Source organism: Vibrio hippocampi (assembly GCF_921292975.1).
Taxonomy (GTDB): Bacteria; Pseudomonadota; Gammaproteobacteria; order Enterobacterales; family Vibrionaceae; genus Vibrio; species Vibrio hippocampi.
Genome location: NZ_CAKLCM010000002.1, coordinates 1,061,750 through 1,082,586, shown reverse-complemented (window position 1 = coordinate 1,082,586; position 20,837 = coordinate 1,061,750). Strand labels below are relative to the sequence as shown.

22 protein-coding genes are annotated in these 20,837 nt (G+C 43.4%); 17 read left to right on the top strand and 5 right to left on the bottom strand.

The features are described from left to right. Position 1 precedes the first annotated feature (1 nt). Both L9Q39_RS07300 and rmf read left to right on the top strand, forming a co-directional pair. Positions 2-2,044 carry a DUF3466 family protein gene (locus tag L9Q39_RS07300; RefSeq protein WP_237484436.1) on the top strand — a complete coding sequence of 681 codons (2,043 nt, stop codon included), beginning with the start codon at positions 2-4 and terminating at the stop codon, positions 2,042-2,044. 166 nt (positions 2,045-2,210) lie between these two features. Then, positions 2,211-2,384, top strand: coding sequence for a ribosome modulation factor (gene rmf, locus L9Q39_RS07295; protein ID WP_237484435.1), 174 nt, complete (start codon positions 2,211-2,213; stop codon positions 2,382-2,384). 82 nt (positions 2,385-2,466) lie between these two features. Here rmf and fabA read toward each other — a convergent pair whose 3' ends face one another. Continuing rightward, entirely contained in the window at positions 2,467-2,985 is a 519-nt protein-coding gene (gene fabA, locus L9Q39_RS07290) for a bifunctional 3-hydroxydecanoyl-ACP dehydratase/trans-2-decenoyl-ACP isomerase (RefSeq protein ID WP_237484434.1), read from the bottom strand. 248 nt (positions 2,986-3,233) lie between these two features. Beyond that, complete coding sequence (locus tag L9Q39_RS07285) at positions 3,234-4,880, bottom strand: S16 family serine protease (RefSeq protein ID WP_237484433.1); 1,647 nt, start codon at positions 4,878-4,880, stop codon at positions 3,234-3,236. Between the two features lie 174 nt (positions 4,881-5,054). On the opposite strand from L9Q39_RS07285, the gene matP reads away from it, so the two are divergent. The 4 genes from matP (at position 5,055) to L9Q39_RS07265 (ending at position 8,025) form a co-directional block, all read left to right on the top strand. Beyond that, on the top strand, positions 5,055-5,501 hold the full coding sequence (gene matP, locus L9Q39_RS07280) for a macrodomain Ter protein MatP (RefSeq protein ID WP_237484432.1): 447 nt from the start codon (positions 5,055-5,057) through the stop codon (positions 5,499-5,501). A 21-nt stretch (positions 5,502-5,522) separates the two neighbouring features. After that, complete coding sequence (locus tag L9Q39_RS07275) at positions 5,523-5,834, top strand: DUF3634 family protein (protein WP_237484431.1); 312 nt, start codon at positions 5,523-5,525, stop codon at positions 5,832-5,834. 693 nt (positions 5,835-6,527) lie between these two features. Beyond that, positions 6,528-7,469, top strand: coding sequence for an XRE family transcriptional regulator (locus L9Q39_RS07270; protein ID WP_237484430.1), 942 nt, complete (start codon positions 6,528-6,530; stop codon positions 7,467-7,469). A gap of 271 nt (positions 7,470-7,740) precedes the next feature. Then, entirely contained in the window at positions 7,741-8,025 is a 285-nt protein-coding gene (locus L9Q39_RS07265) for a hypothetical protein (RefSeq protein ID WP_237484429.1), read from the top strand. Between the two features lie 341 nt (positions 8,026-8,366). Here the strand turns inward: L9Q39_RS07265 and L9Q39_RS07260 are convergent, their stop codons facing one another. Continuing rightward, positions 8,367-8,759, bottom strand: a complete 393-nt coding sequence (locus L9Q39_RS07260) for a hypothetical protein (protein WP_237484428.1) — start codon at positions 8,757-8,759, stop codon at positions 8,367-8,369. 261 nt (positions 8,760-9,020) lie between these two features. Here L9Q39_RS07260 and ccoN point away from each other — a divergent pair, with 261 nt between their 5' ends. The 11 genes from ccoN to ttcA all read left to right on the top strand — a co-directional run bounded on the left by ccoN (position 9,021) and on the right by ttcA (position 19,075). Continuing rightward, entirely contained in the window at positions 9,021-10,448 is a 1,428-nt protein-coding gene (gene ccoN / locus L9Q39_RS07255) for a cytochrome-c oxidase, cbb3-type subunit I (RefSeq protein ID WP_237484427.1), read from the top strand. An 11-nt stretch (positions 10,449-10,459) separates the two neighbouring features. Next, a complete protein-coding gene (gene ccoO / locus L9Q39_RS07250) occupies positions 10,460-11,080 on the top strand; it encodes a cytochrome-c oxidase, cbb3-type subunit II (protein WP_237484426.1) in 621 nt (206 codons plus the stop codon). A 9-nt stretch (positions 11,081-11,089) separates the two neighbouring features. Then, the gene (locus L9Q39_RS07245) at positions 11,090-11,263 is read left to right on the top strand and encodes a cbb3-type cytochrome oxidase subunit 3 (protein ID WP_237484425.1); all 174 of its coding nucleotides are present in this window, start codon (positions 11,090-11,092) and stop codon (positions 11,261-11,263) included. Further along, a complete protein-coding gene (ccoP, locus tag L9Q39_RS07240; protein WP_237484424.1) occupies positions 11,263-12,246 on the top strand; it encodes a cytochrome-c oxidase, cbb3-type subunit III in 984 nt (327 codons plus the stop codon). The genes L9Q39_RS07245 and ccoP overlap by 1 nt, the downstream gene beginning before the upstream one ends. An 81-nt stretch (positions 12,247-12,327) precedes the next feature. Continuing rightward, a complete protein-coding gene (locus tag L9Q39_RS07235) occupies positions 12,328-12,807 on the top strand; it encodes a FixH family protein (protein ID WP_237484423.1) in 480 nt (159 codons plus the stop codon). 36 nt (positions 12,808-12,843) lie between these two features. Beyond that, entirely contained in the window at positions 12,844-15,207 is a 2,364-nt protein-coding gene (locus L9Q39_RS07230; RefSeq protein ID WP_237484422.1) for a heavy metal translocating P-type ATPase, read from the top strand. A gap of 5 nt (positions 15,208-15,212) precedes the next feature. Beyond that, positions 15,213-15,437, top strand: a complete 225-nt coding sequence (gene ccoS, locus L9Q39_RS07225) for a cbb3-type cytochrome oxidase assembly protein CcoS (RefSeq protein ID WP_237484421.1) — start codon at positions 15,213-15,215, stop codon at positions 15,435-15,437. Then, positions 15,427-16,089, top strand: a complete 663-nt coding sequence (locus tag L9Q39_RS07220; protein ID WP_237484420.1) for a sulfite exporter TauE/SafE family protein — start codon at positions 15,427-15,429, stop codon at positions 16,087-16,089. The genes ccoS and L9Q39_RS07220 overlap by 11 nt, the downstream gene beginning before the upstream one ends. Before the next feature lie 95 nt (positions 16,090-16,184). Further along, complete coding sequence (gene fnr / locus L9Q39_RS07215; protein ID WP_237484419.1) at positions 16,185-16,931, top strand: fumarate/nitrate reduction transcriptional regulator Fnr; 747 nt, start codon at positions 16,185-16,187, stop codon at positions 16,929-16,931. A 145-nt stretch (positions 16,932-17,076) separates the two neighbouring features. Then, positions 17,077-18,021, top strand: a complete 945-nt coding sequence (gene uspE, locus L9Q39_RS07210; protein WP_237484418.1) for a universal stress protein UspE — start codon at positions 17,077-17,079, stop codon at positions 18,019-18,021. A 127-nt stretch (positions 18,022-18,148) separates the two neighbouring features. Then, positions 18,149-19,075, top strand: coding sequence for a tRNA 2-thiocytidine(32) synthetase TtcA (ttcA, locus tag L9Q39_RS07205; protein ID WP_237484417.1), 927 nt, complete (start codon positions 18,149-18,151; stop codon positions 19,073-19,075). Between the two features lie 102 nt (positions 19,076-19,177). Here the strand turns inward: ttcA and L9Q39_RS07200 are convergent, their stop codons facing one another. Both L9Q39_RS07200 and L9Q39_RS07195 read right to left on the bottom strand, forming a co-directional pair. Beyond that, a complete protein-coding gene (locus L9Q39_RS07200) occupies positions 19,178-19,831 on the bottom strand; it encodes a DUF2987 domain-containing protein (protein WP_237484416.1) in 654 nt (217 codons plus the stop codon). A gap of 170 nt (positions 19,832-20,001) precedes the next feature. Then, positions 20,002-20,832 carry a DUF2189 domain-containing protein gene (locus L9Q39_RS07195; RefSeq protein ID WP_237484415.1) on the bottom strand — a complete coding sequence of 277 codons (831 nt, stop codon included), beginning with the start codon at positions 20,830-20,832 and terminating at the stop codon, positions 20,002-20,004. Positions 20,833-20,837: the final 5 nt, after the last annotated feature.

The following is a 20,837-nucleotide window of genomic DNA, read 5'->3' as shown; positions in this document are numbered from 1 at the left end:
GATGAGTTGTAAAGTATTTAATAAATCAATTATTGCGGCGAGTATTCTCGCTGCAACATCAGCAAACGCTGCATTGTATAACATTGTAGAAGTTGATCCATCCGCTGACATTGAAGCGAACGGTGTGTATTCTGCTGAGTTTACGGAATTCTATGCCTCAGCGCTTGAAGCTGTCGATGAAGGTTCAATTACCGATCCTGATAGCTATTTAGGCTGTTTTGCAACTGGCGTGTCATGTCAAGATTTCACTCTATACGGTGACACATTAAATGGTTCAGAAGGGCATTCATATCGCCAAGAAGTGCCATTTAATTACGATAGTCGTTTTTATTATACTTCGCGGGGGCGTAATGAGGACTATTGCGATGGTCAACTGGGTTACGCTACCTGTGAGTCATGGGCAGATAAGCTTTGGTACAGCTTTAGTGATTTTGGCGGGTTAGAGCGCGAGCGAAATGCGTTCGAGGCGACAGAATATTTGTCCAACGCCCATGCGTTTGTCGGTAGTAATAAATTAGCGGTTTCGCCATCGTCGGTTTATGTTCCGGGCGGTACGTCAACGTTAAATAGTAACTCAGAGAATACGGTGATTAACAGCGTGACTGCTGATGGCGCTATCATTGGTACCACAAGCTCGGGTTATTATTCTCTCGATAGCGGTAATCTCGCTTTAGCTTATCGTCAACGTGGTTATCTATTTGATGACACCGCTAGCACTACAACGATGTTGTTGCCGCTTGCCAACGATGAGAATGCGACAGAGGATCAAATCCGTATTACCGAGCAAATGGGTCGCTCCATGGCGTGGGATTCCTTTAGCTATAACGGCGAAACCTATGTTGTAGGTTCGGCATCAGTGGGACCGTTTGATTATGGTGACAGTGACAAAGATTGGACCGGTGATCTAAATAACTGTGTAGGCAGTGACGTACTTGATCCGGCGGCATTGGCCGATTGTCAAAACTTTGCCTTTGCTAGTAAAGCGACGGTTTGGAAGCTAAGCGATACTGACTCTGCAACCAATACGCTTAATGCTATTGAAGCGTCAGCTTGGAACAGAGGGACAAGCAGAAACGTTGAAGAACGCGCGATGCAAGGCAGCGTTCGAGGTGCTGCAATCGCTGCGGATTCTATCAGTGACTTACAAGATCAACCAGTATTGGTGGGTTTAAATAGTTATGCCGATGATGATGAGCTATTTATGGAAGCCACCGTGTTTATTCCGCAGGTAGCTTCCGGCAGTGTCGATATCGATGCTGGTCAGGCGTGGAGTCCAATTCGAATTAGTAAAGCGACCATTAAAGATGATGGTGATTATGTTTATAGCAATTCCTATGCGGCGGATGTGAACCAGAACTTAGTGGTGGTTGGTGCTGCCAAGCGTAGGGGGAATAACCCTGAAAATGGTGCGATGCCAAACCGCATGTTTTTGACGGAAATCGAAGGCAATGATACGGATGGTTATAGTGCATCGGCAAAATACTTCGATGATATTAACAGTAACTCCGGTATTTTCTTTAGAGGTGTGGGTGGCGAGATCGGTGCGATAAACAATTTCAATGAAATTGTGGGTAGTGTTGATGCTGAGCAATCTCGTGAAGATGGGGGTAAACAGCGTAGAAGACGCGGGTTTATCTACCCTTATGATGCAGACGCTGGTGGTAGTGTCGATGACCGTATGGCGATTTTTGATAACCAGCCTTGGCTTTTAGATGATCTGACCAATAGTGGCGACGCATTAGAAAGCAACAACCAATATCGTATCATTAGTGCTTCTGATATTAATGATGATGGCGTAATTGCAGCAACGGCGATCAAGTGTGAAAACGGTTATGACACAACCGCTCACAACTCGTTATGCGGTTCTGGTTCTATCACAGAAAAAGTCGTATCGGTTAAGTTGATCCCGATCGCAGAAAGCACAGCCGAAGATATCAAAACACGAGCGGTAGAATCGGACACGATTTCACGCGAAGGTGGGTCATTAGGCGGTTCAATGTTGCTGATTTTAATGACAATGCTTGGGTTACGTCGTAACAAATAACCTATAGATGATTTAAAGCCCAGAGAGTTTAAGACACTTTCTGGGCTTTTTTATCGCTTGTTTTCCGTAACGGTTTGAGCAATTATTACTAAGGAGCAATAAAAACTCCATAAATCTTTAATGATAGAAAGTTGGGAAACCAACTTTGTACAGCGAGGACCGCACTATGAAGAGACAAAAGCGTGATCGTCTAGAACGAGCACAATCACAAGGTTATAAAGCTGGGTTGAATGGTCGCTCTATGGAAGCTTGTCCATATCAACAGATGGATGCTAAATCTTATTGGCTAGGCGGTTGGCGTGACGCTAGAGATGATAAACAGGCGGGGCTCTTCAAATAGGCGGGAGCAAAATTGAAGTAAAAAAGACCTCGAAATGAGGTCTTTTTGCTATCTTGGGTATGTGATTTTATATCAATACGTTCTAGAAGCTTGTGGTGTCGGTAAATAAGCCTACTTTGAGATCTTTAGCGACATAAATTTCTTTACCATCGACAAGTACACGTCCATCGGCAATACCCATGACCAGCTTGCGATTAACAACACGCTTTAGGTGTAGCTCATAGGTGACTTTTTTAGCGGTTGGTAGAACTTGACCAGTAAACTTCAATTCACCTACACCGAGTGCTCGGCCTTTTCCTTCACCACCGATCCAACCTAAGTAAAATCCAACTAACTGCCACATCGCATCCAAGCCAAGACAGCCCGGCATCACAGGATCACCGATAAAGTGACAATCAAAAAACCACAAGTCAGGCGTAATATCCAGTTCTGCTATGACTAGACCTTTGCCAAAGTCACCCTCGGTTTGTGACATTTTAGTCACGCGGTCCATCATCAGCATATTGGGTGCTGGTAGTTGAGGGTAGCCTGGTCCAAATAGCTCTCCACGACTTGACGCTAAAAGGTCTTCGCGGCTGTATGATTCACGTCTGTTTTGCATTATTAAGTTACTCCATTTTTACTACGAGCATCTTAGTGAACAGGTGTACGCTAGACAACTCCGACCACAAAGATAACCTGCTATTATTCAGCTATTTTTACAATACTTCGATCTAAGTTGTGCTTTGTTACAACTAACAACCACCAACCCAATGGATTCTCTTGATTGGAACATTAGCCAATTCAACACAGGCGCATGATAAAACCATTGATGATAACCGATTGGTATGAATAATTAGTGACGTCAACTCACGAATCTCTAGATAATAGCGCTTTAATCTTATCGAACCATGATTCGGAATGATGATGTTTTTCAAATTGGTCGATACGCTCAGCGATCTTATTAATGACGCACGCGTCTTCTTCATTGTTAAATGGCTTGCCTAACAATAAGGGGGTGACTTCATCCACGTGAGAAACCGGCCAAATATGAAATTCACCCTTTTGAATACTTGTGACGACTTCGGTGCTTAACGCCAAGTGTTGAATGTTGGTTTTCGGTAAGATGACACCTTGTTTGCCCGATAAGCCTTGGTGTTTACATACGTTGTAGAAACCTTCAACTTTTTCGTTTAAACCACCTACAGCTTGGACTCGCCCAAACTGATCGACAGCACCCGTGACTGCAATCTGTTGGTCGATAGGGTATCCAGATAAGGCGCTCACTAATGAGCACAATTCAGCTAACGAGGCACTATCGCCATCCACTTCACAGTAAGATTGTTCAAATACGATAGAAGCAGAATAGGGTAATGGCGCATCGAGATTTAATTCTGCACTCACAAACGCTTGCATGATCATCATGCCTTTAGCATGGATATTGCCACCTAGCTCGACTTTGCGCTCAACATCAGAAACGTCGCCGTCACCAAAGTGAACCACGCAAGAGATACGGGCAGGTTCTCCATAACTGATGGGGTGACCAGGAATTTCAATGACAGTGAGACCATTAACTTGACCGACTTGCTTACCTTTGGTTTCAATCACTACCTGACCTTCCAAAATGTCCTCGATGGCACGTTGAGGCAGGTAACTTTCTCTTTGTTTCTTAGCGCAAATAGCCGTTTCAATATGCTCAGCGGTGATCGTTGCTTGAGTGCGGTATTGGGATGCTTCACCTAATAAAGCGGTCAGCCACTCGATAGAGAGAGGCAAATACTGCTTATCTTCGGTAAGTCTTGCACCAGCTTGAAGTAAGCGCAGATAAGCAGAACGGTCTAGTGTGATATCAGGAAAATGTTTAGTGGTGACACCGTTGATAAATCCAATGAACTGCTCAAGGTTGGAGGACGTCAGCTTAAAGTCCTGCTCAATTTCTGTGTATTGCATAAAACCGCTGCGGAAATCAGAATCGGCATAGTCTAACTCAGCCAGTTGGTCTCGCTCGCCGACAATAATCAATTTACAATCCGCACGATAGGTAGAAACCGCAGTACTCACTTGGTTTTTACTTAGCGGTCGAGCGGTCAATGCACCACCAAGCAACAAGGTTTTGACGTCGTTCCACACATTGAGTGAAGACAAAGCGGTTTGCGCGGCGGCGACGAGAACGCCTTGGTCGGCTTGATGAATTAATCCAGTCGCGTATTCCAAACCGTCATCAGTCTTTTGGTAGCGGTCAAATAACAACCCTGCATCGCTATCGACAGAAACTACGGTTTTTTTGCCCAGTCGGTTTACAATGTCAGCGATCATCTGGCGATATTCAAAATTATCCCCATCTTTAATTACCAATACTTTAGAGAGGCAATGCTCTGAACAGAAAAATTCTAACGTACTCAGTAGTCTAGGTTGTAGCTGTTCGAAGCTAAGGGGAGGAATATCGGCGGCTCTATCAAGAGTCGTATTGAACACTTCATATTGTGGGCAAACATCTTGCCAAGAGACTGGATTCATTGGGTCACTAACTTGTATAAATTTGGCAAGGAGTATACATGGAATTGCTGTGTAACGTTAGTGGTATCACTCGTGACACAAGAGACATAGCTCTCAATAACTTGCGTGATTAATTGAGGTTTTGGCTGTCTTGGGTTACGCTGTCACTCTAAATGGAGTAGGGATAAGAAATCGATGAAATACCAACAACTTGAAAACCTTGAATGTGGTTGGAAGTGGCAGTATTTAAATAAAAAGTGGCGTGAGGGTGAAAACATTACTCGCTATATCGATACGAGCGAAATTGATCATGCCGTGTCATTGTTGAAGTCGATCGAGTATGACACAACACATGTGGTTGATTGGATCGAACAACATATGGCACCTGAGTTGGATAATAAACTCAAGCAAGCGATACGAGCAAAGCGCAAGCGCCACTATAACTCAGAACAAACTCACACCAAGAAGAAGTCAATCGACTTAGATTTTCGAGTGTGGGAAAAGCTGTCTCATAGAGCCAATGAGCTAGGCTGTACTCTTTCTGAAGCGATCGAATACCTGCTTAGTGAAGCTTCCCGTAGCGAAAAAGCAACAAAAACGGTGAGTAGTTTGAAGGAAGATTTGAGTAAGTTGTTATCTTAATAGTCCAATGGAGAATAAGTCATGTTGTATGTGATTATTATTGCTTTAGCGATCATTATTTGGTTGGTGGCTGTCGATAGACCGAGACTGGTGGTCAAGTGTCATGATGGAAAAATCAACCAAATAAAAGGGCATATCCCGCCATCTTTTCATCATAACTTAAAAGATATCCTTGAGAGAGCGAAAGCCAGTGGTATGTTAAAAGTCTATCAAACCCGAAATGGCGCTAAATTGGTTTTCTCTAAACAGCTCGACAAGTCTACCCAGCAAAAAATCCGCAATGTATTTCCTCACCAAGGCTTTAAGCCAAAGGGCAATAAAAAATCGCGCTAATATTTGCCATACTCATATCAAATCTTTAAATAAAAACACCTGTCTATAATGAACTGACCCCCAATAGTTGGACCCCAATTATTGGGGGTGTTTTTATTTATACCTTACTCAATTCGATTAAAGACGATCATTACTGACGATAGCGAGGTCCCTAGAGACTGTTAGACGAGTTTTGAGCCCAAACTCGTCCGGAAGATTTCTATCGCTTATCCGCTGGATAACCTAAATACGCTGTTCAACTATCCTCAAGATACCCTAGAGCTTCACCTCTACACTAAAAATATGGTTGACTTACTGAATGGTACGTCGGGAAAAGCGAAAATATACGTGAGTTACTGCTGACAGATAAAATCGCAAAAATGAGCGATATCTGGTGATTGTGGTTCTTTCCAATAGGTGGGTAATGTCAATCCATCACTATAATCAGGCACTAAAGCACCTTAAGATCACGTCCCAGTGTCGATAATCTAAATTATTTTTAGGGGTAAGTGGTTGTTTTATTTATTCCCTACAAGAGTATAAGAAAATGACTACATTAGTTTTTAATTTGATTGATACTAATGCAAATAGGAAAAAATTATAATTTGCGATGTTGATGGAATGAAAATTATTTTTATCAATACTGCCATGCTCAGCGATTAGGAAGAATAGACTTGGTTGGATAAATAGTTCGGATGTAAGTAAGAGGTATTAATGGAAAATACGTTTAGTGCTCAATTATCAGCATGGTTAAAAAACATATCTTTGGATAGAAGACAGGTCATAGCATTGTTGCAACAAACATACTACGAGACGTTTTGTGGGCTTGATGAGATAACACTCAGTCGCTGGTCAACGAACAAAGTAGTTCCGCCAATTTATAAGCAGTTACTTATTGCAAAGGTATTGAATCAAGACTTAGCTGATTACATTATTAATGTTAATTTGAATGACATAAAGAATACGAAAAAGAACGCCAATTATTTGGATAGTTTCAAACAAAGTCTCGACGCTTCAATGAATGTACTGTCATATAATAACCAGGGCAAACAGGTCACCTTCGAGCTTGCCATACATGATCAAGTACAACACCGGAAAATTTTTGATGGCTTTTATTCCAATATTTCGGCTCTAAATCAATTTAGGAGAGAGCTTTCGAAAGGATTGTATATTCAACATCACGCTATTTTGCTCAAAAATCATCTTGGTGCAGTATTAGCGCATTGGTCTGCAATATTAGATATCAAGCACTTTCAACACTTTGAATCTTTTCCAACTCTAGATAAAGAAATGATAAAGAGAAGTTGTTTGGTTCAGTTAGGGTATTTTTCAAACACATCGCAATATTTTGACCTGATTGTATATGCTATGTGTTACTACCTACTTAAATTATCAAAAACAAAAGATTATGCGTATGTGTTTGTTATGAGTAAGCCGGTTGTTGAATTCTCATCAAACGTATTTGGAGGGGAGGTGGTACGTTATTATCGCCCTTCAAGAAGTGAGAATGAACTGGGAGTATACTTAATGAAGTTTGACTTAGTCAGATGCGCTGCAAATCCAATCATCTTTGCGAAAGTTCAAGAGCGATTAAATTGTATAATGAATTGTAGTGCATGTGGAAAGTGTAACGCTAATAGTATGATGTCCCTTTAATCGACCTTTCGTTAGCGGTGCTCAAGTATCAAGCGAATCGTCATTCAGTAATCAGTAATCATCAGAGTTTGTATTAGCCACACATGAGTTACAAAACGTAAACTCTCTCTAGGTCACTAGAATGACGAAAGCGATCGAATTTTTTACCAAGTTCTCTGGTGTGTTTGCAGATATATTCGATGACTCGTTGCACTAAATTCATTCAATCGATCAAAGGGAAAATGATGGAAATTTCTTTTACACGGTTTCTTAACACTAAAACGGAGATGAGATGATGGATACGCAACGTAATGAGTTGATGGAGGTGATCGAGCAAGCATTTATCGACTACCACACAATGACAACTGACGATATCACTACAAAAAGAGAAAAAAAGCAGTTTATTGATGGATTGATGACAGCAGCAAGGGTGATTGGGGTTCACTATGAAGAACTAGACGCATTGACTAAAGCAGTTCCTATTATGTTACAGCGGCAGCCGATAGATATGACAACTCCCGCTTATATTCGACAGTTAGCTAGGCAAATCGCTATACGACAAAACGAGAATCAATAGTTGCCATTCAAGTTGCGTGGTGACATAGATTCGTGTCAAAAACAAAATCAACGCCAGATAAAGAACAACATTCATCGTCATTAAAGTCAGAATAACGAGAGCGATTCGTTGTCGTAAGACTCACTACCATAGTGCGCATTATGTATATTATGTTAAATATAAGGCGTATTAGCTTGAATCTACCCGCCTTTACGTGCCCAATCATCCATAATCCATCCACTTTCGCTGACCAATTAAACATAAATGCTATTTACCATAAAATACCTAATAATCAGTTAATTAATCTTTCGATTAATTAACTGATTATTAGCAGACTCAAATGCCACTATTGTTCGCTCATGTTATTGATCGGCTATGGTTATGCTGGCTTGCAGTTCACCGTTTGCATGAAACAAGATTGTTATTGGTAAACGTACGTTATTGATGACGCGGGATTGTGATTCTTCTGCTGCCGTGATGGAAGATTCTTCACTATTTGTTGTAACCGAATTTGTTGTAACCGACAGTGATTTGGGTGCGATCACTAACAGCGTTGAACTATCAGCTTGATAGCTCAACGCTACCTCTTGATTAGTCTTCTCAAGGCTAACAACACAAACCTCGTGGCTTGTACATGTGTGTGTTTTATCGTGATTATCAAACGTCATGGTCCTGTAGATAAATGCTGTCACTAATAGCACCATCATTGCCATTATTTGAATAAACCTCTGTTTTGTTAACTTTTGTGCTGCCATATTGCGATGTGGACTCCATGTAACAGGCTTCAAACTTTTGAAATAAATCGTCAAAACGCAAGCTGCGATAAGGTTATCGCCCTGTTCTTGAATTGTTAATTGAAGTATTATTGCTGCTTGAAAATGCTACTTTTTGTTAAAACTTGGGTGATGACTAACATTATGATTAAAAATTAGTCACCTGCCAGTGTTTGGGTAGCATTACGACATGTGTCGTGTCGGAAGTAAAGTCTAGTAAATTAGAAAATTGGAAGCATGTTCATGAGCCAAGAAAAACAGCTTGAACAAGTCTACAACTATACCGTCGTACGCCAATTCACTTTAGTGACCATTCTTTGGGGTATCGTTGGCATGGCTGTAGGTGTTTTGATTGCCGCTCAGTTAGTTTGGCCACAGCTCAACTTTGATACGCCGTGGTTGACGTATAGTCGTTTACGTCCTCTGCATACTAACGCGGTAATTTTTGCGTTTGGCACCAGTGCCTTGTTTGCAACGTCTTACTACGTTGTGCAACGTACTTGTCAAACACGTCTATTTGGTGGACCTTTGGTCGCCTTCACGTTCTGGGGTTGGCAAGCCATTATTTTGGCCGCCGCTATTACTCTTCCCTTGGGATACACTTCAGGGAAAGAGTACGCCGAGCTTGAATGGCCAATTGATATCGCCATCGCCTTGGTCTGGGTGTCATACGCCGTGGTATTCTTTGGCACTTTAGTAAAACGAAAAACCTCCCACATTTATGTGGCTAACTGGTTCTTTGGTGCCTTTATCATCACGGTCGCTGTTCTACATATTGTTAACAGCATGGCAATTCCGGTGTCTATGGGTAAATCCTATTCGGTTTATTCTGGCGCTGTCGATGCCATGGTGCAATGGTGGTATGGTCATAATGCGGTCGGCTTCCTTTTGACAGCGGGTTTCTTAGGTATGATGTATTACTTCGTTCCTAAGCAAGCGGAACGTCCAGTCTACTCATATCGCCTTTCAATTGTTCACTTTTGGGCATTGGTTTCCCTCTACATTTGGGCGGGTCCGCACCACTTACATTACACAGCTCTGCCTGACTGGACTCAGTCTCTTGGTATGGTAATGTCGCTGGTCCTGTTTGCGCCATCTTGGGGAGGAATGATCAATGGTATTATGACGTTATCAGGTGCATGGCATAAGCTTCGTTATGATCCAATCCTAAGATTCCTTATCGTTTCACTCTCGTTCTACGGCATGTCGACGTTTGAAGGACCGATGATGTCAATTAAGACCGTAAACGCCCTATCCCACTACACCGACTGGACTATTGGTCACGTACACTCGGGTGCATTAGGTTGGGTTGCAATGGTATCGATTGGCTCAGTGTATCACTTAGTACCACGTCTATTTGGTCAAGAGCGCATGTACTCGGTCGGTCTAATCAACACTCACTTCTGGTTGGCAACGATTGGTACCGTGCTTTATATCGTTGCGATGTGGATTTCCGGTGTTATGCAAGGACTGATGTGGCGAGCGGTTAACTCCGACGGTACGTTGACATATAGCTTCGTCGAGTCGGTGCAGGCGTCTTATCCTTACTACACAGTACGTTTTATTGGTGGTTTTATCTTCTTATCGGGCATGTTCTTGATGGCGTACAACACCTATAAAACAATCACTGCAGCAAAGGGTAGCCTTAGAGCTATCCCTCAACCGGCTTAAGGAGATTGACTATGAGCTCAAACTCAAAAAATCGCCATGAAGTGGTTGAACGTAATGTTGGCTTATTGGCAATTCTGATTGTCTTTGCAATCAGCTTAGGTGCATTGGTAGAGATAACCCCGCTTATCTTCCAAAAGCAAACGACTGAACCCGTTCAAAATTTACGCGTTTACAGTGCGTTGGAAATGGAAGGTCGCGATGTGTATATCCGTGAAGGCTGTAACGTTTGCCATAGCCAGATGATTCGCCCTTTCCGTTCTGAAACCGAACGATATGGTCACTATTCTGTAGCCGGTGAAAGTGTTTGGGAGCACCCATTCCTTTGGGGTTCAAAACGTACCGGTCCAGACCTCGCTCGTGTTGGTGGTCGTTATTCTGATGAATGGCATCGTGTTCACTTAATCAACCCTCGCCAATTGGTTCCTGAGTCTAATATGCCGGGTTTCCCTTGGTTGGAGGAAAATGGTTTAGATGGCAAATTGACACAGAAAAAATTGGAAGTGTTTAAGAATCAATTTGGTGTGCCATACACGGATGAGCAGATCGCTTCCGCTTCACAAGAGGTACAAGGTAAGACAGAGATGGATGCCATCATTGCTTATCTTCAATCTCTTGGTCATGCGATGAAATAAGGAGGGCGTATGGATATAGGTACAATACACAGCATCTGGACCATAGTGCTATTCGTTAGTTTTATCGGTGTCGTTTGGTGGGCTTATGGCAAGCGACGTAAAGCCCGCTTTGAAGAAGCAGCCAATCTAGTGTTCGCGGATGAACCTGAATCACCTAAAAACGAGAAAGGAGTAACCAAGTAATGACTACATTCTGGAGTTTATGGATTATTGTCATCACTGTAGGTACCTTGCTTGGTTGTGCAGCCGTACTGGTATGGTGTCTACGCGATAAAATGGGTGTTGAAGAAGGTGAAGATATGGGACACGAATACGATGGTATTCGTGAACTCAACAACCCGCTACCTAAATGGTGGAGCTATTTATTTGTCAGTACGTTTATTTTTGCGGCTATCTATCTTGCTCTGTACCCTGGTTTGGGCAACTACAAAGGTTTGCTTGGTTGGCAAAGTTCTGATCAAACCGTTACGTCCATTGAGGAGTCAAGAGCGTCAATAGCTCAGGCTCAGCAAGACAAGCGTTTGATACAGTATGCCAAAGAACTTGATGATGCAGAGCAATACTTTGGTGAGGCGTTCAAGCGTTTAGCTACCACTGACGATGGCTCTTCCCTACGTCCTGTCAAAGAGATTGCAGGCGATGAAGAGGCGTTAAAAGTAGGTCAACGTTTATTCTTACAGAACTGCTCTCAATGTCACGGCTCCGATGCTCGTGGTCAGAAAGGCTTCCCTAACCTAACCGATCAGGCATGGTTGTATGGTGGTGAACCAGAGGCAATCGTGACCAGCATTATGCAAGGTCGTGTTGGTCAAATGGCGGCTTGGAAAGAGGTGTTAGGTGACGATGGTGTTGACGAAGTGGTTAGCTATGTCCTCAGCCTATCGGGTCGTAAGGTGAATGTTCGTGAAGCCGCTGCGGGTAAAAAACGATTTGTTGTCTGTGCTGCGTGTCACGGCACCGATGGTAAAGGTAACCCAGCGTTAGGTGCACCGGATCTTACTGATAATATCTGGTTGTACGGTGACTCTCGTGCAGATGTCACTGAGACAGTAATGAATGGTCGTCAAGGTGTTATGCCAGCATGGAAAGACATCCTTGGCGAAGAAAAAGTTCAGCTACTAGCGGCTTACGTTTGGAGCCTCAGCAATTCCGAAAACAATAAGTAACATTTCACTAACAGCCCCTTGTCAGGGGCTGTCTTTTCTAGATAAATTGTCAGTAACCTTCTAATTATAGAGATCTTTTTTATGGTAACGCCTTGGTATAAACAGTTCTGGCCGTGGTTTCTTATTGCCCTTCCGATGTCTGTTGTGGTCGCAACCTTATACACCGTTGTATTGTTTAGCAAAAACTCCGTCGACCTTGTCGCTGAGGATTACTATAAAAAAGGTAAAGGTATTAACATTGACCTTACAAAGATCGATGCAGCAAAGGTGTTGGGGTTAAACGCCTCTGTCGCCTCTCAGGATAGCGATGTCGTCATCCAAGTCGATAAAGGACAACTGGATTATTTCCCCGCACTTACCGTGACGTTTACCCATCGAACGCTTCCTGATCGTGATTTTTCGCAGTTGTTGAGTGCCGACGCATCAGGCGTGTATCGCCTTTCTCTACCTGATGCTATTCAAGGACCTTGGTTTGTTGAATTGCAACCGCATGATCAATCGTGGATGATTCAAGGTCGTGTTACCTTTCCTTCTGAGGCTTTCGTAGCGCTACTAGATTAAAACGATGTGTTTAGAGAACGATGTGTTTAGAAAATTATGTGTAAAGAGTGTTATCACTGCGGTGAAGTTGTACCAGTCAACACTGATTTCAAGGTAGAAATTCTTGGAGAGCATAGGGTTATGTGCTGTCCCGGGTGCGCAAGTGTCGCCACCGCCATCATGGACAGTGGTTTGGAATCTTATTATCGCTACAGAACGTCTCCGGCCGAGAAAGCAGACCTAGTGCCTGAACAACTTAAGGCATTAATTCACTATGATAATGAAGAAGTCCAAAACGAATTCGTTACAAAAGAGGCAGATATTGCCGAGGTGACATTGTCACTTGACGGGATCTCTTGTGCGGCATGTGCTTGGTTGATTGAGAAACGATTAAGCTCTGAGAACGGCGTAATTCAAATTAGGGTCAACACCACTACTCAGCGAGCGTTGTTGCGCTGGAACAGTACCCAAACTCAATTGAGTACTTTGCTCGGTGTCATCCATGCTCTGGGCTACAAAGCCGCGCCCTTTGAGGCGGACAAACAAGAGGCGAGTTACCACCAAACGATGAAGCAATATCTTTATCGCTTAGGTGTTGCTGGCTTAGCGACCATGCAAGTGATGATGCTGGCCGTCGCTTTATATCTTGAAGTCTTTGGTAGCTTAGAACCTGAGTTCAAATACTACTTCCGATGGGTAAGCTTGATCTTCGCAACCCCAGTATTACTCTATTCTGCCCTCCCTTTCTATCTGAATGCTTGGCGAAGTCTTAAAGCGAAAACCTTAGGTATGGATGTACCGGTTTCTATCGCGCTTATTTTTGCCTATGTCGCCAGTTTAGTGGCGACTGTGACGGAAGATGGAGAGGTGTTTTTTGAATCCATTTCCATGTTTACGTTTTTCTTGTTAATCGGGCGCTACCTAGAGATGCGGGCAAGAAGAAAAGCGGCTGCGGCTAGTGGAAACTTGTTAAAGCTGATCCCAGCAATGGCGACGACCATCAGCGGAGAGCAAGTGGCGGTCAAGTCGTTAAAGATTGGTGATAAGTTGCGAGTGTTGCCGGGAGAACATATCCCTTCCGATGGCGTGATTTTGTCGATGCGTGTTTATATTGATGAATCCATGCTGACTGGCGAATCGCTTCCCGTTGCAAAAGTTACTGGAGAGATGGCCTTTGCGGGTTCCATCAACGGTGAAGAAGCCTTCGATCTTGAGGTCGCGCGCACAAAAGCCGACTCAATGCTGTCGAGTATTGTACGACTGCAAGATGAAGCGCAATCCAGTAAACCCAAAATCGCCGAAATTGCTGATATTGTTGCGCGTTATTTCGTCGCCGCTATCTTAATTATCGCATTCGTGACTTGGTTGTATTGGCATCAGACGGGTTCAAAAGATGCTTTTTGGATCATGCTTTCTGTGTTGGTGGCGACTTGTCCTTGCGCGCTGTCCCTTGCAACGCCGACAGCCATTACTTGTGCCAGTTCTCGAATGGGCGGCATGGGGATCCTCTCCCGCCGAGGGCATGTGTTTGAGACCTTGTGCAAAGTCAATCATTTGGTTATCGACAAAACAGGGACATTGACGGAAGGGAAAATTGAAATTGATAAGGTATACTCTGTATCTGAGTTTTCTGAACAAACACTGCTGGCGTTGGCCGCCGCGTTAGAATCTCACGCCAACCACCCCATTGCGAAAGCATTTAAACCTTACCAAGACGAACAAGTAGAAGTCACAGAGGTAACAAACCTTATTGGGCAAGGGTTATCGGGTAACTATCAAAATAAGACATTAGCTATCGGTAATGGTGAATTTGTGTTGGGGAAAACGACTCATGACATTAATACGGTTTATCTATCACTGGATGGAGAGCTCATTGGTTCATTTTGTTATCATGATCCAATACGCTCGCAAGCCAAGTCGTTTATTGAAAAAGTACGTCACGCAGGCATCACCACGACACTACTGACTGGTGACACTGTCACTAATGCTAGGTTAGTTTCCGAGTTTATCCACATTGACAAAGTCGTCGCCTCTGCCTCGCCCGAAGACAAGTTGGCATATTTGCAGCAGTTACCATCATCCGATGTCACTATGATGGTTGGAGATGGAATCAATGATGCGCCAACCTTGGCTGGCGCTCACCTTTCGGTGGCGATGGGCGGCGGTACTGACGTTGCCAAAGCGTCGGCTGATTTGGTGCTGTTAGGTGACCAACTCGATAAATTGATACAAGCGCGACAATTAGCATTGCAAACGCGTACCATCATAAGAGAAAATCTCGCATGGTCTCTGGGCTATAACTTATTGATTCTACCGCTTGCAGTGTGTGGTCTTGTTGCCCCTTATATTGCTGTAGTCGGTATGTCTGCCAGTTCGATTATCGTTGTGTCTAATTCACTGCGACTCCTCAAGGACAAGTAAGCGTTATGGAAAGTATTTATATCCTTATCCCGATTGCCATTGTTTTGGTTTGTGTCGCTGTGGGAATCTTTTTATGGGCAGTAAAAAGTGAGCAGTTTGAAGATTTAGAACGCCAAGGTCACAACGTGCTTTTTGATGACGAAACGCCTGTGGATACACCTGTTTCACACAAAACCTCTTCACACAAAACGTCAGTCTTAAACCAAAAGGATCAATCTGGTGACGCTTGACTTAGTCGGTGCTTTTACTATCGGTTTATTGGGTGCGGGTCATTGTATCGGTATGTGCGGTGGTATTGCGTCGCTACTCACCCTCAATCGTGCCCGAAGTTGGTTTATTGTCATCAACTACAATGTGGGTCGATTGCTAAGCTATGCCCTATTCGGTGCGGTGATTGGCGGTGCGGTAACGACGATTGCGCATCTTGCCGATTTCAACCAGTTATTGGCTGTTTTACGTCTGTTCTCAGCCTTGGTTATGGTGGCGTTAGCCGCTTATATTGGTCGTTGGTGGAATGCGTTGATCTATGTGGAGAAAGCGGGACAAGGTGTCTGGAAACGCATATCTCCAATAGCTAAGCGCCTATTGCCTATACAACACCCTATCCACGCAATTCCGTTTGGTTTTATCTGGGGTTGGCTGCCGTGTGGGTTAGTCTACTCTGCCTTAACTTGGTCGGCTGTATCAGGCAGTGCAACCAATGGAGCGCTATTGATGCTGGCTTTTGGGCTAGGCACTTTGCCTGCGATGCTGTTAGTTGGCAATGCGGCAACAAAATTAAAGGCTCTGCAAACTTCCCCTACCTTCCGTAACATTGCTGCTTTTTCTATCCTAATTTATGCACTCTATCTAGCTGGGATCAGTATCAAAATACTCGTGTGAATTTACACTTAGTTGTTTTCGCAGTGCTTTTTTCTCTACCTTTTACCACTAATGAGTGATAAAATATTGATGTACATCAAATAGTGAAGGTAGTTATGATTTCTGAAAAGCCTGCAGCAAAACGTATCCAGTCAGGTGGCTGTGCCATTCATTGTCAAGATTGTAGTATTAGTCAACTCTGTATTCCTTTTACATTGAATGAGTCTGAACTTGATCAACTTGACCAAATCATTGAACGTAAAAAGCCGATTCAAAAGGGTCAAGAGCTGTTTAAAGCAGGCGATGAACTTAAATCTCTGTATGCGATTCGTTCTGGCACCATCAAGAGCTATACCATAACTGAGCAGGGTGACGAACAGATTACAGCTTTTCACTTAGCTGGTGATTTGGTGGGTTTTGATGCCATCACAAATGATGAACACCCTAGCTTCGCACAAGCATTAGAAACCTCGATGGTTTGTGAAATCCCTTACGAGATCCTTGATGACCTCTCAGGAAAGATGCCAAAGCTACGCCAACAGATCATGCGTTTGATGTCTAATGAAATCAAAGGCGACCAAGAGATGATTCTACTGTTGTCGAAAAAGAATGCGGAAGAGCGCTTAGCTGCCTTCTTGTATAATCTTTCTTCTCGATTCTCTCAGCGTGGTTTTAGCCCGAGAGAATTCCGACTCACGATGACGCGTGGCGATATCGGCAACTACTTAGGTCTGACGGTAGAGACCATCAGCCGCTTGCTTGGTCGCTTCCAAAAGTCTGAAATTCTAAGCGTTAAGGGTAAATACATTACTATCCTTGACCACGATGCTTTAGCCGAAATGGCAGGCGCTTCTTCAGACTAATCTCCATTAGTTATTGATTGATGTGGCGTTTATAACGCGCCACATCAAAGTTATTTCACCTTCCCCTACACTTTTCCTAAACAGATTCAGAGATTTGCGCTAAAGTTATCAGTAGTTACAGTTCCATTTTGGAAAAGGAGTATCTATGAGCATCTATAGTAAAATACTCGTGGTTGCCAATCTAAATAGCGACGAACAACCCGCACTCGCTCGAGCCGTGCAACTCGCCAAGCAGAGCCAGTCTCGAAGCCAAATCTGTCTATTTCTCTCCATATATGACTTTTCCTACGATATGACATCCATGCTGTCTCACGAAGAGCGAGATGCGATGCGTCGAGGTGTCATACAGCAGCGTGAAGAATGGATGAGAGAAATCGCAGCGCCCCACCTTGATGACAGCTTCGATTTTAGTGTTCAAGTGGTGTGGCACAACCGTCCTTATATCGCCATTGTTGAGGAAGTGTTTGCAGGTAAACACGACATCATCATTAAAGCGACGCGTAAACACGACATTCTAGAGTCAGTAATTTTTACTCCGACAGATTGGCATTTATTAAGAAAATGTCCGGTTCCTGTGCTGTTGGTGAAAAATGCTCATTGGCCAGAAGATGCGAATATTATCGCGTCGGTTCATGTAGGCTCGGAAAGTCAAACTCACATTGATCTTAACGATGGTATTGTTACCCAGTTGGATAGTCTTACTCAACGCCTTGGCGCCAAAGGATACTTGGTTAATGCCTATCCCGTCACTCCCGCCAATATCACCATTGAGTTACCCGAGTTTGATCCGGCAACTTATACCGATGCGGTACGTGGGCATCATCTCACCGCCATGAAAGCACTGCGCCAAAAACATGGTTATGCAGAAGAGCAAACCATTGTCGAGCAAGGACTGCCGGAAGATATCATTCCGCAGGTTTCCAGCGAGTTAAATGCGGCGATGGTCATCTTGGGCACGACCGGACGTACTGGTTTGTCCGCGGTATTTATTGGTAATACCGCCGAACATGTTATCGATAAGATTAACTGTGATGTTATGGCATTGAAACCTAACGGTTACATCAGTCCCTTCGATCCCGAACATTCATAACGGCTAACTGTTCCCCCTTCTCCGTAAGGGGGAATTTACCCTTCTTGATACACATTTCTCTGGCATCTTAGGCTGTAATCCGTATCATACGCAGTTCATTTTTTTTCAATCAACACCATAGAATATTATGACTGAGCAGGCTCAAGAGCGTACTAAAGCGCAACAGTACAACTATAACAAGTTACAAAAACGTATTCGCCGTAATACGGGTCAAGCGATTGCTGATTTCAATATGATTGAAGACGGCGACCGTATTATGGTGTGCCTATCTGGCGGTAAAGATAGTTTTACTATGCTGGATATCTTGATGAGCCTGAAAAAAAGTGCTCCAGTTAATTTTGAATTGATTGCCGTTAACCTTGATCAAAAGCAGCCGGGTTTCCCAGGGCATATTTTGCCAGACTATCTAGAGAGTTTGGGTGTTGAGTATAAGATTGTCGAAGAGGACACCTACTCGATCGTTCAAGATAAAATCCCTGAAGGTAAAACGACGTGTTCACTTTGCTCTCGTTTACGTCGCGGTATCTTGTACCGCACCGCCAAAGAGCTGGGAGCAACGAAAATTGCACTTGGACACCATCGTGATGACATCATTGAGACCTTGTTCTTAAACATGTTCCATGGCGGTAAAATGAAAGGTATGCCACCAAAGTTGGTTTCTGATAATGGGGAACATGTGGTGATTCGTCCGCTTGCTTACTGTCGAGAAAAAGACATCATCAAGTATGCTGACATGAAAGAGTACCCAATTATTCCTTGTAATCTTTGTGGCTCACAACCTAACTTACAGCGTCAAGCGATCAAACAAATGCTTAACGGTTGGGACAAGCAGTTCCCTGGTCGTATCGAGTCACTATTTCGTTCAATGCAAAACGTGGTGCCTAGCCATTTAGCTGACTTTGAACTGTTTGACTTTAAATCTATCGATCGTGACTCCGGCGTTATCAACGGTGGCGACATCGGTTTTGATAAAGAAGAATTTGCGCCACAGCAACAAGAAGCTGTCGCTGAGTTCGACCCAAGTTTAATGTTGGATGTCACTAACGTTGATTAGCCAGTAATACCTTGCTGTTAATAAAAAACGCCAATGATGTGTGAAGTCATTGGCGTTTTTTATTGGATTTTTCCTAGGTGTAACTTGCTTATCAGTTATTTGCTATTTAGCAATATACGGCATGACTCTCAGGGTTTTATTCGGCAGTTGGAATGAATTCCCTACCCCAATATCTTCAAGCTGAATCACCGCTTTCCCTGCTTCTATCGCGATTCGACGCCCATCAGATAGTTGAATATCACCCTGTTGGTCTGGTGCAAACTCTAACGTTAAACCCGTTATCTCAGGTGTAAACCAACCGGAAAACAACCCGCCAAGATCGGCAAGCATGGCTTCCATTTGTGGTAATAATTGAGCAACGTCCTCATAGCTAACGCTGCCTTCTAATGGCTGTTTACTCATGACGACCATAGAAAAATCGCATTGCTGTTGCTCCGGAGTATGAATAAATACCAGAGGGTTAGCTTGGCGCAAGTTGTTATCGATTGGAACCAGCAGTTCATTGGCATAACCGCTCGATAACTCTTCATAATGTTGCTCTTTTTCCATCCACGCTTTGGTAATAACACAGGGCTTTTGAGTGCGAGCATCAACAAAGAATAGACCCACCTTAACGGCATCATGCCCTGGTTTGTTGTTGTTCTTCAATTGAGTAAAAAGCTTAGAGTAAGTAAATCGATACTCCTCGGCTTGCAGAGGCATACTGATGCTGCTGACAGCGAGACAAGCTAACAGTGCAGGTGCAACGAACTTCATGGGCATCCTTGTTATATTCGGTTGAGGGTTAAAAAAGGTGAAGCTATTCACTCCACCTTAGTGCGCCTTATTGTTATGGACGGTTAATTGTTATGAACGGTTAATTGCTATCACAGGTTAACTGCTATCAAAGGTTATCTGGCGATCAACAATGATATCGCTATCAATGATTAAGCGTCGAACGAGTCAGACTGGTTATCACTGGATTTGGTTTGACTCTTAGCGGTTTGCGGTATGTCGTGGTTGCTCTCTGCTGAAGCGACAACAGTGAGTCGGACCCCAAACATTTCGCGATACAAAATTCCTTTTACATGGAAGAAAAATGGTAAAAATAGAATCAAGCCCAAACCATAGAATGCGGTAGCAAACAGGAACATCACCACAAGAACAAAATAGATTAATGATAAAACCAGAATCTTTTTGTTTACCGCTCGTAGCGAGGTCAACAGGGATTGCATCGGCGTCATACGTTTTTCACAAATCAGAAGCAGCGATTGGCTAAAAGCTAGAGATAAGTACATGGAGACAAACGGCAACAACATACTCATAACGCCTTGTAGCAATAGGCTGATTAAGGTCGCAATGATCACTGGAACAGTAAATTGAAGCCCTTTAGCAATATGAGAGGTTTTGGTTGTTAGACCGACAATATGGCTCATTGCCATAAGACTTAACCCAGCATAAAGCGGTGCGCTGATAACCTCATAACTAAAGTTAGCGATAAAAATCGACTGGAAAATGTTTTCTGTTAGTAAATTGGGGTCTTGGAAAGCATCCAAAATAACCGAAAGATCACCAAGTTGAAGCTTAAGGGCGATATAGAAAATCCCTGCTTGCGCTACGATCAAAAACAGCACTGAAGGAGAAAACGACATAAAGTGCTTTAAGGTTGCACGCCACGCCTCTTTGAAAACATTGCCGATCTTTAGCTCATATTGACCTGACAGTGCTCGTTCGACACTGCCCCCAACAATAAGCTCTTTCTCTAAATCTTTACTCATAACTA

Coding starts and splice junctions, on each gene's coding strand:
- L9Q39_RS07300 (WP_237484436.1), top strand. CDS start 2: ATGAGTTGTAAAGTATTTAATAAATCAATTATTGCGGCGAGTATTCTC.
- uspE (WP_237484418.1), top strand. CDS start 17,077: ATGAGCATCTATAGTAAAATACTCGTGGTTGCCAATCTAAATAGCGAC.
- fabA (WP_237484434.1), bottom strand. CDS start 2,985: ATGCAAAACAGACGTGAATCATACAGCCGCGAAGACCTTTTAGCGTCA.
- L9Q39_RS07200 (WP_237484416.1), bottom strand. CDS start 19,831: ATGAAGTTCGTTGCACCTGCACTGTTAGCTTGTCTCGCTGTCAGCAGC.
- ttcA (WP_237484417.1), top strand. CDS start 18,149: ATGACTGAGCAGGCTCAAGAGCGTACTAAAGCGCAACAGTACAACTAT.
- L9Q39_RS07270 (WP_237484430.1), top strand. CDS start 6,528: ATGGAAAATACGTTTAGTGCTCAATTATCAGCATGGTTAAAAAACATA.
- L9Q39_RS07245 (WP_237484425.1), top strand. CDS start 11,090: ATGGATATAGGTACAATACACAGCATCTGGACCATAGTGCTATTCGTT.
- ccoN (WP_237484427.1), top strand. CDS start 9,021: ATGAGCCAAGAAAAACAGCTTGAACAAGTCTACAACTATACCGTCGTA.
- matP (WP_237484432.1), top strand. CDS start 5,055: ATGAAATACCAACAACTTGAAAACCTTGAATGTGGTTGGAAGTGGCAG.
- L9Q39_RS07285 (WP_237484433.1), bottom strand. CDS start 4,880: ATGAATCCAGTCTCTTGGCAAGATGTTTGCCCACAATATGAAGTGTTC.
- ccoO (WP_237484426.1), top strand. CDS start 10,460: ATGAGCTCAAACTCAAAAAATCGCCATGAAGTGGTTGAACGTAATGTT.
- ccoS (WP_237484421.1), top strand. CDS start 15,213: ATGGAAAGTATTTATATCCTTATCCCGATTGCCATTGTTTTGGTTTGT.
- rmf (WP_237484435.1), top strand. CDS start 2,211: ATGAAGAGACAAAAGCGTGATCGTCTAGAACGAGCACAATCACAAGGT.
- L9Q39_RS07275 (WP_237484431.1), top strand. CDS start 5,523: ATGTTGTATGTGATTATTATTGCTTTAGCGATCATTATTTGGTTGGTG.
- L9Q39_RS07265 (WP_237484429.1), top strand. CDS start 7,741: ATGATGGATACGCAACGTAATGAGTTGATGGAGGTGATCGAGCAAGCA.
- L9Q39_RS07195 (WP_237484415.1), bottom strand. CDS start 20,832: ATGAGTAAAGATTTAGAGAAAGAGCTTATTGTTGGGGGCAGTGTCGAA.
- L9Q39_RS07230 (WP_237484422.1), top strand. CDS start 12,844: ATGTGTAAAGAGTGTTATCACTGCGGTGAAGTTGTACCAGTCAACACT.
- fnr (WP_237484419.1), top strand. CDS start 16,185: ATGATTTCTGAAAAGCCTGCAGCAAAACGTATCCAGTCAGGTGGCTGT.
- ccoP (WP_237484424.1), top strand. CDS start 11,263: ATGACTACATTCTGGAGTTTATGGATTATTGTCATCACTGTAGGTACC.
- L9Q39_RS07235 (WP_237484423.1), top strand. CDS start 12,328: ATGGTAACGCCTTGGTATAAACAGTTCTGGCCGTGGTTTCTTATTGCC.
- L9Q39_RS07260 (WP_237484428.1), bottom strand. CDS start 8,759: ATGGCAGCACAAAAGTTAACAAAACAGAGGTTTATTCAAATAATGGCA.